The organism is Marseilla massiliensis (assembly GCF_016899955.1).
Classification (GTDB): Bacteria; Bacteroidota; Bacteroidia; order Bacteroidales; family Bacteroidaceae; genus Prevotella; species Prevotella intestinigallinarum.
Map to the genome: position 1 here is coordinate 1 of NZ_JACJJL010000006.1, position 10700 is coordinate 10700.

The window sequence follows — 10700 nt, forward strand, 5'->3', positions numbered from 1 at the left end:
GAAGCCGTCCGCAAGATTAGGGCTCCTTGAGGGCCGTCGCAGACTACGACGTTGATAGGGCGCAGGTGTAAAGGCGGCGACGCCAAAGCCGAGCGCTACTAATTGCCCGAACGTTTCGACCCGTGGTTCCTTTCCCGGCGCCCTTTGTGTGCCGGCCGGCAGGTTGCTTTCTTGTGTGCTGTGTGCCACGCATGCCGCCATAGGCCATGCGAAGGAAAACACAGGTGGCCATTGCGCCGGGGTTCCACCTCTTCCCATCCCGAACAGAGAAGTTAAGCCCGGTTGCGCCGATGGTACTGCGCTGCAATGCGGGAGAGTAGGATGCCGCCGCCTTTCATGTTGCCGCCCGCCGGGTTCATCCCCGGTCGGGCGGCATTTTTTTGTATCCCCGCCAGCGGCCTCGGCCGCGCATCCCATCCCCCAGGTCTGCCGGGGGCGGCCACGACGGCCGGATTGCTCCATTGCGCCGGCAGCCGTGCAGGCAGCGGACGCCGCCGCTGCGCGCCCTGTCGGGCAGCGGCCTGCCCCATGCGCATAGTACGTTGGGCCGGGGTGGCGTGAAAGCTCAATGCCTCCCTGCCGCCATTCCGCATGGTATCGGTTTTTTGTCTCGCCATGCCGGCCAATCTCCCCAACCCGCTTTCCCACATACCATGCTGCCGCTTCGCAGTTTTGCCACCCGCCGTCGCTTAGCAATGACAGGATTCTGTTTGCATGCTAATTTGTTGATGCCTGGATTTGATCAGAGCGACTGCACTTCTGCAGGTTAGAATCAGGGTTGGCAGTTCCGTTTGGGTTGACTGTCGGACGTGTGTACATGAGGTCACGCTTTAATGAAACCATGACAACACGGCTTAGCAATGTTGCCCGGCTGTTGGCGGCATACATGCATGACAAAGTTGCCACATATTATTATTAATGTAACACACGGCAAGCTGTAATCATTATGATTAAAATCAATATATTTGTTTTGTTGATATAATATATTCGATTGATGTGAGTTGCATCATCATCGAAACCGTATCTGAAACCTTGATTTTACATATATCAGTTAATCTGAATCTGAAATGCATGACTATGTATTTCCATCAATCCTGTTATAGAAATACCATGTGATTTTACGATAACAATTATGACAGTATTGCGTTTGCATTGTTTCCCATTACCGAGAGTATTACACAGTACCCATTTATCTGATTTTCGGGCTAAAATATTGATAATCAGGTTTGTAGGAAGTGCTAAATCTCTTAATTTTCTTCAAAAAATTTGGTGGTTAAAGCTGTTTTTTGTAATTTTGCACCCGTAAATAAATCCAGATGACATTGTAAGTTCCCGAGTGGGAATAGTCATCTAAAGAGTATTAACTGGAGAAAGCGCAGATTGATTTTCTCTTTCAGTCGCGCTGCGGGATGCACCTTTGAATCCTATCTCCATAAATTAAATGATAATGAAGAGAATAACAAAGATTGTAGTTATCGCTTTGTTAGTCCTTGTTCCTTCCGTTGCTTCAGCAGAGGATAACATTCAGGCTTCGGACTTTAATTGGGAACCTGTGATGGAGGCGATAATTCAAGTTGAGAGTAGTGGAAACCCTAATGCGAGGAGTGGAAGTTCGTGTGGCGCGATGCAGATAACCCCTATCCTGGTGAAAGAGTGCAACCAGATTCTCAAGCGTAAAAAGAGCAAGAAGCGTTTCACATTGCGTGATCGATTCAGTGTTGCTAAATCAAAGGAGATGTTCCTGTTGATACAGTCATACTTCAATCCCGGCAACAACATCGAGAAGGCCATACGTTCTTGGAATGGAGGTATGAATTACAGTGTAAAGCGAACGCAGCGTTACTTTGACAAAGTGATGAAAGCAATGAAGTGATTAATTTTAAACAATGTTGCGGCCATGACGCCCTTGCGGCGTTATGGCCGCAATTTTTTTGCAGAGTGTGAACGGCATGTTTGGTTTACAGCCTCCATCTCATGGATTGACGCGATGGGATAGTCACAATGAACTAAAAAAATGTAAAATACGGCATTCGTTCATTCATAAGATGTAACTTTGCAAGTAAAACAGATTTGTAGATGAACACTATTTCAAGATGTTTATGTGCCTGTGCCGTAGCTCTTGCGGCAAGCGCAATGGCGGCGCAGGATGTGACATACAAGCCTTTCAAGCACTATACAGACCGCGTGGCACAGTTTGCCAAGATGCCGCCCGTAGACAGTTGTGACATAGTGATGCTTGGCAACAGCCTAACCGAGTTTGGCGGCGATTGGGGAAAGCTGCTCCATTCGCCGGTTGTTGTCAATCGCGGCATTGCCGGTGATGATGCAACAGGCATATACCATAGGTTAAGCCAGATTTTGCCAGGCAGGCCGCGCGCAATATTCCTCATGGTCGGAATAAACGACATAAGCCATGGCTTGACAGCTTCACAAGTGGCCAGCGCGGTGGAGAAGGTCATTGCGGCAATAAGGCGAGAGTCGCCATCGACAAAGCTCTACGTTCAAAGCTTGTTGCCTATCAATGAGTCGTTTGGCAAGTGGAAGCTGCTTGAAGGCAAGACGGGTGCCGTGCGCGAGGTCAACAGCCTTTTGTCTGCCTATTGCAATGACAAGGGCATTGCCTATGTAGACCTGTATTCCAAGTTTGTAAGGCGTGGCACCAACACCCTTCGTCGTGAGTTGACCACAGACGGTTTGCATCTGTCGGCCCAAGGTTATAAGCTGTGGGCATTTGAATTGCGCCGCCACGTAATGCAGCTGACACGCTGACCATCAATCATTTTGCCCAATGACATCAATCCTGTCTGTGCGGAGAGTGACTTTTCCGTGCAGCCGTTTTCGTTTGTCTGCACAGTGATTCCATGATTTCGGACAGGGCATATAAATAAAATAAAGCGCAAGACATTGGTCTTGCGCTTTCACTGTGTTGCGGAGGCAGGATTCGAACATGCGACCTCCAGGTTATGAGCCTGGCGAGCTACCAACTGCTCCACTCCGCGATGTTATTTCTTAATTGCGAGTGCAAAGATACTGCTTTTTTTCTTCATGTGCAAATATTACGCCCATCTTTTTGCATTTATTTGCAAAAAACAGGTTGGTATAGCCATTTGTGGGCATTATTATTGGCGTTTCGACCAGTCTGTTGGCGTTTGTCGGCAAAAAGGCAATGCTGGTGGCGATGACAAATGAGCATCGTTTTCAAATGTGCTAATGTTTGTTTTTTATCTGGCATTTATTTGCTCAATTGAAATATAATTAATACTTTTGCACACGTCAAAGTCAATGTGCAAGACCATCAGCATTAACCCATTAAAGGAGAATTGTGTATGTCGATATTGAAGACGAGGCAGAAATTAGTGGACATTGCCCGCCAGCTTTTCGCAAAGAAGGGCATCGAAGGCACTACAATGAACGATATTGCCGTGGCTTCGGGCAAAGGGCGTCGTACGCTCTACACATACTTCAAGAGCAAGGAGGATGTATATTATGCAGTGATTGAGTCGGAGTTGGAGCGCCTGTCGGACAAACTCGACGAGGTGGCAGCAAAGAAGACAAGTCCGCAAGACAAAATCATAGAGCTGATATACACCCATCTGAGCATGATCAAAGAAACCGTTGTACGCAACGGTAATCTCCGGGCCGAGTTCTTCCGCAACATATGGATGGTCGAGAAGGTGCGCAAGAAGTTTGACGAAGACGAAATAGAGCTCTTCCGCAAGGTCTATGCCGATGGCAAGGCCGAAGGCGAGTTCGACATAGACAACATCGACCTTGTTGCCGACATCACCCATTATTGCATCAAGGGGCTTGAGGTTCCTTATATATATGGGCGTCTGGGCCACGGCATGACAGAAGAGATGAGTCGTCCGCTCGTGGCCAAGGTGGTCTACGGTGCATTGGGCAAGCGTCTTATAAAGTAAATCCCCGGCGGCACTGCCGGGCAAGCAGCCAAACAGCAAAACCAAACTTAAAAACAACATTAGATATGGGAATTTTATCAGGTAAGACAGCTTTGATTACCGGAGCTGCGCGCGGCATAGGCAAGGCCATAGCGCTCAAGTTCGCTGAAGAAGGTGCAAACATCGCATTCACAGACCTCGTTATCGATGATAACGGCAAGGCCACCGAGGCCGAGATTGCCGCCAAGGGAGTGAAAGTGAAGGGATACGCCAGCAATGCTGCCGACTTTGCACAGACCGAAGAGGTGGTTAAGCAGGTCAAGGAGGAGTTCGGCTCGATAGACATCCTTGTCAACAATGCCGGCATAACCAAAGACGGGCTCATGCTGAGAATGACCGAGGCCCAGTGGGATGCAGTCATCGCGGTCAACCTCAAGAGCGCGTTCAACTTCATCCATGCTTGTGTGCCCGTCATGATGCGCCAGCGCAAGGGCTCAATCATCAACATGGCATCGGTGGTGGGTGTGCATGGCAACGCAGGCCAGAGCAACTACGCCGCTTCCAAGGCAGGCCTCATAGCCCTTGCCAAGAGTGTAGGCCAGGAAATGGGCCCCAAGGGCATACGTGCCAACGCCATAGCCCCCGGTTTCATCGACACGGCCATGACCCAGGCTTTGCCGGACGACATACGCAAGGAGTGGATAAGCAAGATACCTTTGCGCCGTGGCGGCAACGTAGACGACATTGCCAACTGCGCAGTCTTCCTTGCATCAGACATGTCGAGCTACATCTCCGGCCAGGTAATCCAGGTTGACGGTGGAATGAACATGTAAAAAATCGAACATAGACAGTCGTAAACATCAATCCATGACTTATGGTCGTCGTTACGCACAGCTTAGCGCTTGCCACGGCGGTTGTGGGTCATGGATTGCTTTTTTTGCCCGTTAGCTGTTGCCGCAGCTTTCGTTTGTTGAGTCGGCAAACGCGGGTGTAGGCATGCTTGCCGCATCGGTGCCCTTTGCACCCTGCTGAACGTACGGGCATGGGCGCTCTGTAGGCTGCACGCGCGCATGTGATTTAGGTTTAATGAATATCCCCATTCTGCCAAATGCGAGTAGTCATGAAGGGTTAGAAGGCGTTATCGGGGAGTTATGATGAGTTGTCGCTCGCAGCGCTCGTTAATGCATCCGGCAGGCATTATCCACTAAGGCAGTTGTATGCCAGCTCCGGGCCACCGTAATGAACCCCGACTATTGTAAGCCCTCAACAACTGCCTGGCAATTTGCGCGCATTCATTTTAATTTTTTATAGATGTTTGTCTGAAAACAAACAATTATTCTTATATTTGCAACAACAAGCGCTCTGCGGCTATTGGCGATGGCCGTAGGGCAGCAAACCGATTTGAAATTTTGAAAGCATGTGGCGTTTAATGCACGGTTGTTTATTCGCCAAGGTTAAATCTATGAACTGATGCCTACTGACAATAATGCGAATGTAGGATATGATGCTCTATATGAACATTTGTTCAACCGCCATGGCAAAGCGTCTCTTCCGGCGCCGGCCGGAGAGCCAGCCGGGCTGTTGGATACAGTGAGTACTGACAAAAGGATTGTCGGGCGCCATGCACAGGCAATGTATGCATGCCCGGAAAAAGAGTTTGGTTATGAGTAATGGTAGCATTGTTGAGATGACATTGACAGCACAGCAGCAGCGTGTGCTCGACAAAGTAGACGAGTTTATGAAGGGCGATGCATCGGTCTTCATCCTATGTGGTTATGCCGGCACAGGCAAAACCACTATGGTCAAGCATATTGCCGACCATGTTTCACGGTTCCGTACCGTGGCGTTGATGGCTCCCACCGGCAGGGCCGCACGTGTGCTCAGCGAGAAGACAGGCTATGCTGCAACCACAATACACAAGGCAATATATAGCGGGGCGGCACTGCAAACCACAGAGGCAGAGGATATGGCCAATGCCAAATACCGGCTGTGTTTCCCGATAAGCAATACAAGCGAGATGGTAGTGGCCATTGTCGACGAGGCCTCCATGTTGTGTTCGCGAAAAAAGGAGCAGGAGCTGTTTGTGTTTGGCACAGACAACCTGATGGACGACCTGCTGACCTACGTGCGCCCCGCGTCGGGTGGCAAGGTCATATTTGTTGGCGACCCTATGCAGTTGCCGCCGGTGGGCGAAACTGTTTCGAATGCACTTTCAGCCGACTTTTTTGCCGGCAAGGGCCTGAAGGTGATGAGGGCCGAGCTGACCGAGGTGCTGAGACAGACGGGCGGGAGCGTGATATTGAATAACGCCATGCAGATAAGAGACCTGCTGAAGCAAGAAAAGCGCAACCGAATGGTCTTCGAAGAGCGGCAGGGCGAGGTAGAGTCGTTGCCGTCCGGCCTACTGATAGACAGGTATATGGAGGCAAGGAGTGGGGCGCCCGGAAACGACAGTGTGATAATATGTTATTCAAACAGGTCGGCTTGCGAGTACAACAAGGAAGTGCGCAGGCGGCTGTACGGTGAGGACCAACCAGCTTTGAGGGCCGGCGATGTGCTTATGGTAGTCAAAAACAATTACCTGCTCGAGCGCATGAACGGCGAGTTCGTCACCGTGCGGCACGTCGGCGAGACCGTAAGGCAGTCTGCACCTGTCTACGTCCAGGAGGGCGGCGTCAAGGTTCGTAAGGTGATAGAGATGGAGTTTGCCTACATACAGGTGCCCAATCCGCATGACGGCACGCAAGGCTGCATGTTGCTTCTGGACTTGCTCAATGACGGCAGGCCGTCTTTGGGTATAGACGAACAAAGGGCGTTGTTCATCAACTTCCGCATGCGCAATCCCAATCTCCGCCCCGGAGCGCCCGGGTTTGCAGACGCCTTGAGGCAAGACCCCTATTTCAACTGCCTTCAAGCTAAGTATGGCTATGCCGTGACAGGCCACAAATGCCAGGGCGGAGAATGGGCATGCGCTTTCGTTGATTACAGCGGGCGCACCGGGCTGAGCGACGAATGCCTGCGTTGGGCGTACACTGCGACCACACGGGCACGCCGTTACCTTGGGTTTGCCAACCTGCCCCACATCACCCCTTTTGCAAGGTTCCGCATCGAGCCGATACGGCAGTGCTCCAAGATAAGCGAGGAATGCAGGGTATTCGGCAGTGTCGACAGTTCACCTTTCCACGATGCCAATGCCCCGGTATACCTGCATGCTAAATGGATGTGCATAGACGCCAACCTGAAATTGACGCCATACAGTATAGACAGGGTGGAAAGCCGGCCATACCAAGAGATTTATTACATAACCACGCCCGACGGCATTGAGCGTTATGACATAAGGTACAAGAAGGGCGGCATCTTCCTCAAGGCGGTGCCGCAAAGTGCCACTGCCCACAGTGTGATGGTGGGCATGCTGCTTGACGACGAGAATGCCATGCCGCTATATTTTGGCTATGAGCCCTCAGACGATACGCATGAGCAACTCTACAGCCTTGTGCGCTCAGCGTGCGACGGGCTGGGCATAGCCATGACCAACGTCGTTGAGCACAGCGAAGACTACAGCGTGGCATTTTACTTTCGCACATCGTGCAGCCACTCTTACATCAAGCTTTATGTCAACGGCTCCGGATTTGTGACTTATGCCATGCCCATGTCGCTCATGGGGGCGGCCGACAGTGAGCTTGCCGCATTGATAGAGGAAATAAAACTTCATTTTGAATAGCCATGGCAACAGTTAAAGACATAACGGCAATGTGCAAGGCGGGCGACGTGGCCAAGGCCTACCAACAGGCCAAGGCCGACCTTGGCGAGGCGCCGCAAGACGTTTGGGCACAGCGTGAGATGGGGTGGGCATTGTATTACTTGCTCAAAACGGACTTGGATAACAACGACCGCGGCGGATTCTTGGCACACGCCGAAGAGCTTGCGGGCCTGGATTTGCTGACCACATCGGGCGACGCTATGATGTTCAGCAACGTGTTGTGGAAAATGGCCGAGTTTGCCAAGACCGTGGCCCCGGGCTCATTGCATGAGATGGACAGCCTGTTTGGCCTTGTCGGCAAGTACACCTTTGCTCCGTCGAAAGGATATTCCTGCCTGCTGAAGTCGTGCTTGCGCCTTGGCCAATGGGAGCGCCTGGCCGATTTCATTGAGTGGTGGAACCTTGACAACCTGCAGCCCGACGACTTCGAGCAGTATAGATTGGAAAACGGAAAGAAAGCCATGTCGTTGGCCGAACAGGCCTACATAGGATATGCCAAGGCGTTGCTGCGCAAGGGAGACGTTGGCCGCATAAGCGCCTTCCGGCCTAAGATAGAGAAGCTGACCGAAGACTTTCCCGACATGATGTACCCCGGCTACTTCTGCGGCAAGCTCATGCTTGCCACCGGGGCGGCAAGGGATGACGCGCTGACTGTGGTGATGCCTTTTGCCAGAAAGAAGCAGTCGGAGTTTTGGATATGGCAGTTGTTGGCCGAGGTGTATTGCGACGACACGGAAAAATGCATGGCCTGCCTGTTGCGTGCTGTTCACTGCAAGGCCCAGGAGTCGTTTCTTGGCAAGGTCAGGGTTCGGCTGGCGTCGGCATATCTGTCGCTCAACGACTACGGGCGGGCAAAGTATCACATAGAGAAAACTGCAGGGTGTTACACCCGGCAGGGGTGGCGGCTGCCCTACGAAGTGCAAGACTGGCTTAGGGCGCCGTGGATGCAAACCGCCGTCGCCGACAGCAGCGACGGGCTGGACTACAAGCTTATGACAGACGCCATGCTGTCTTATGGTACAAACGAGAGTGTGGCTGTCGTTACTCATGTCGACATCGCAGCCCGCCGCGCAGCCATTGTATATGGCGAGAAGAAACGCATGGTGGTGACGTTGCGCGACTTGAAAGCCCGGGTTGCCGAAGGAACTCTGCTCACACTCAACTGGGTGGCCAGTCCCGACGGCAAGGCAAGCGTTGTCGGTTCGAGGCTGTTGGACGCGGCCGGGTTTGGTGGCAACGGATACATCAAACTGGTCAGTGGCAACATACGCAAGCCAGCCGACAAGCCCTTTGCCTTTATCGAAGGGCAGGGGGTGAGGTGTTTCATCACCCCGGCGACCGTCCGGAAGCACTGTCTGGCTGGCAACGAGTCTGCAACGGCCATAGCCGTGTATGATTATAACAAAAAGCGCGACGAGTGGTCTTGGCGGTGTGCGTCGCTAAAATGCAAGAGCCAATAGGCGTCGGTGCATTGTGCCAAGCCAGCTTCGGCCGGTTCCTGCAGTCTGTTGCCTGTGTTGGTGGTGGCGCGCAGCCTTGCCGGTGGCGTTCACGTGTTGTCGTGATGCCGTTGCATCGGCAGTCGGCCCGGCTGCCGTCAGCCGGACAGAAGTGTTTGGGAAGCGTGGCGTTGACAAGGCTACATACTGCTTGCGGCGCTACCACCATGTCGGGGTGGTTCGGGCCCTGCTTGCTTCGGTGGCCCAAATAATGGGCCGATGCAATGATATTCTCGCGAAAAAAGAGTAATTTTGCATGGAAAACGAGCCATGCGGTGCAGGCTTGTCGCCCTACGGTGGCTTGTGTGTGCCCTCAGGCCCATGCCGCAGCTTGATGTAGGCGCCATTGCCGCGGGCTGTCGGCACGGCAGGCCGGATGCCGGCATAAACATTTCAAGACAAAGATAAAATGCAAGTACTTTACGAAGACAATCATATCATCATAGTAAACAAGGCTCCGGGCGAGATAGTCCAGGGCGACAAGACAGGCGACCGCACGCTGGCCGACGACGTCAAGGCCTACATCAAGGAAAAATACGCCAAGCCGGGGCAGGTGTTCCTTGGCGTGGCCCACAGGCTCGACAGGCCCGTGGGGGGCGTGGTGGTGTTTGCACGCACGTCGAAGGCCCTGTCGCGGCTCAACGGCATGTTCCGCGACGGCGACGTCCACAAGACGTATTGGGCCATAGTGAGGCAGGCGCCGCGCCAGGCCGAGGCCACGCTCACCCACTGGCTTGTGCGCAATGAGCGCCAGAACAAGAGCTACGCCCACGACCGCGAGGTGGCAGGGGCCAAGCAAGCCGTGCTGCGCTACAAGACCATAGGGCGGGGCGACAACTACTCGTTGCTCGAAGTGACTCTCCTTACAGGCCGCCACCACCAGATACGCTGCCAGCTCGCGGCCATGGGCTGCCCCATAAAGGGCGACCTTAAGTATGGGGCTCCGCGCAGCAACCCCGACGGCAGCATCTCGCTCCTGGCCCGCCGGGTGGAGTTTGTGCATCCGGTGAGCCGTGAGCGCATAGTGGTCGAGGCCCCGTTGCCTGCCGACAGGCTTTGGCGCGAGCTTGTCGCGGGGGCCGTCGAGGGGTAGCTCTTGCTCGGGGCATAACCTCAGTCGGTAATGAAAACAAACATCCGGCGGTCGGCCTTCAGTGGTTAAAGCTGTGCTGTCCATGCCTTTTCGTATCGTCGTTTTTGCGTTACGCAGCGTTTTTCTGCCCAAGGCTTACGGTGTGTAAGCCATGGAGCTTGCTGTCGTAGCCTTTAATGTTGGCGTGAGTTTGATATGATTCAATATGAATAAGTAGGTGTTCAAAATTAATTGCCATCAAATTGTGCGCTATTTCGGAGATGCATGCCAAAGTCCTAAGAGAGAGCGTAGCGGGCTACGCTCTCTCTTAGGACTTTGGCATGCGGCCCGAAAGGGCTCACAAGATGGTGGCAAAGATATAGCGGACAACTGCAAGGTCTATTGTATCGGTTAATTTTGAACAGCTACTTATGCTTTGCAACATTACAATGCCTTTTTGGGCTGTAATG

7 protein-coding genes, 1 tRNA gene and 2 rRNA genes are annotated in these 10700 nt (G+C 52.7%); 9 read left to right on the top strand and 1 reads right to left on the bottom strand.

Translation table 11 applies throughout. From position 1 onward, the window contains the following. The 4 genes from H6B30_RS04720 to H6B30_RS04735 all read left to right on the top strand — a co-directional run. A 23S ribosomal RNA gene (locus H6B30_RS04720) occupies positions 1–123 on the top strand; the annotation flags it as partial. A 97-nt stretch (positions 124–220) separates the two neighbouring features. Beyond that, a 5S ribosomal RNA gene (gene rrf, locus H6B30_RS04725) occupies positions 221–333 on the top strand. A 1114-nt stretch (positions 334–1447) separates the two neighbouring features. Beyond that, positions 1448–1873 carry a lytic transglycosylase domain-containing protein gene (locus H6B30_RS04730; RefSeq protein ID WP_205108437.1) on the top strand — a complete coding sequence of 142 codons (426 nt, stop codon included), beginning with the start codon at positions 1448–1450 and terminating at the stop codon, positions 1871–1873. A gap of 203 nt (positions 1874–2076) precedes the next feature. Continuing rightward, the gene (locus H6B30_RS04735; RefSeq protein ID WP_239483600.1) at positions 2077–2769 is read left to right on the top strand and encodes a GDSL-type esterase/lipase family protein; all 693 of its coding nucleotides are present in this window, start codon (positions 2077–2079) and stop codon (positions 2767–2769) included. 157 nt (positions 2770–2926) lie between these two features. Here H6B30_RS04735 and H6B30_RS04740 read toward each other — a convergent pair. After that, positions 2927–2999: transfer RNA gene (locus H6B30_RS04740), tRNA-Met, on the bottom strand. Positions 3000–3326: 327 nt separating this feature from the next. Between H6B30_RS04740 and H6B30_RS04745 the strand changes: the two genes are divergently transcribed. The 5 genes from H6B30_RS04745 to H6B30_RS04765 all read left to right on the top strand — a co-directional run bounded on the left by H6B30_RS04745 (position 3327) and on the right by H6B30_RS04765 (position 10251). Next, positions 3327–3920 (top strand): TetR/AcrR family transcriptional regulator, encoded by a 594-nt coding sequence (locus tag H6B30_RS04745; protein ID WP_205108439.1) that lies wholly within the window; start codon positions 3327–3329, stop codon positions 3918–3920. A 65-nt stretch (positions 3921–3985) separates the two neighbouring features. After that, on the top strand, positions 3986–4732 hold the full coding sequence (gene fabG / locus H6B30_RS04750) for a 3-oxoacyl-[acyl-carrier-protein] reductase (protein ID WP_205108441.1): 747 nt from the start codon (positions 3986–3988) through the stop codon (positions 4730–4732). 830 nt (positions 4733–5562) lie between these two features. Beyond that, a complete protein-coding gene (locus H6B30_RS04755) occupies positions 5563–7620 on the top strand; it encodes an ATP-dependent DNA helicase (protein WP_205108443.1) in 2058 nt (685 codons plus the stop codon). A gap of 2 nt (positions 7621–7622) precedes the next feature. Further along, a complete protein-coding gene (locus H6B30_RS04760; RefSeq protein ID WP_205108445.1) occupies positions 7623–9119 on the top strand; it encodes a DUF7017 domain-containing protein in 1497 nt (498 codons plus the stop codon). Positions 9120–9567: 448 nt separating this feature from the next. Further along, positions 9568–10251: an RluA family pseudouridine synthase gene (locus H6B30_RS04765; RefSeq protein ID WP_205108447.1), complete on the top strand. Its 684-nt coding sequence runs from the start codon at positions 9568–9570 to the stop codon at positions 10249–10251. Positions 10252–10700 lie beyond the last annotated feature (449 nt).

Excerpts from the sequence above, each read along its gene's own strand:
- H6B30_RS04745 (WP_205108439.1), top strand. The coding sequence starts at position 3,327 with ATGTCGATATTGAAGACGAGGCAGAAATTAGTGGACATTGCCCGCCAG.
- H6B30_RS04735 (WP_239483600.1), top strand. The coding sequence starts at position 2,077 with ATGAACACTATTTCAAGATGTTTATGTGCCTGTGCCGTAGCTCTTGCG.
- H6B30_RS04730 (WP_205108437.1), top strand. The coding sequence starts at position 1,448 with ATGAAGAGAATAACAAAGATTGTAGTTATCGCTTTGTTAGTCCTTGTT.
- H6B30_RS04760 (WP_205108445.1), top strand. The coding sequence starts at position 7,623 with ATGGCAACAGTTAAAGACATAACGGCAATGTGCAAGGCGGGCGACGTG.
- fabG (WP_205108441.1), top strand. The coding sequence starts at position 3,986 with ATGGGAATTTTATCAGGTAAGACAGCTTTGATTACCGGAGCTGCGCGC.
- H6B30_RS04765 (WP_205108447.1), top strand. The coding sequence starts at position 9,568 with ATGCAAGTACTTTACGAAGACAATCATATCATCATAGTAAACAAGGCT.
- H6B30_RS04755 (WP_205108443.1), top strand. The coding sequence starts at position 5,563 with ATGAGTAATGGTAGCATTGTTGAGATGACATTGACAGCACAGCAGCAG.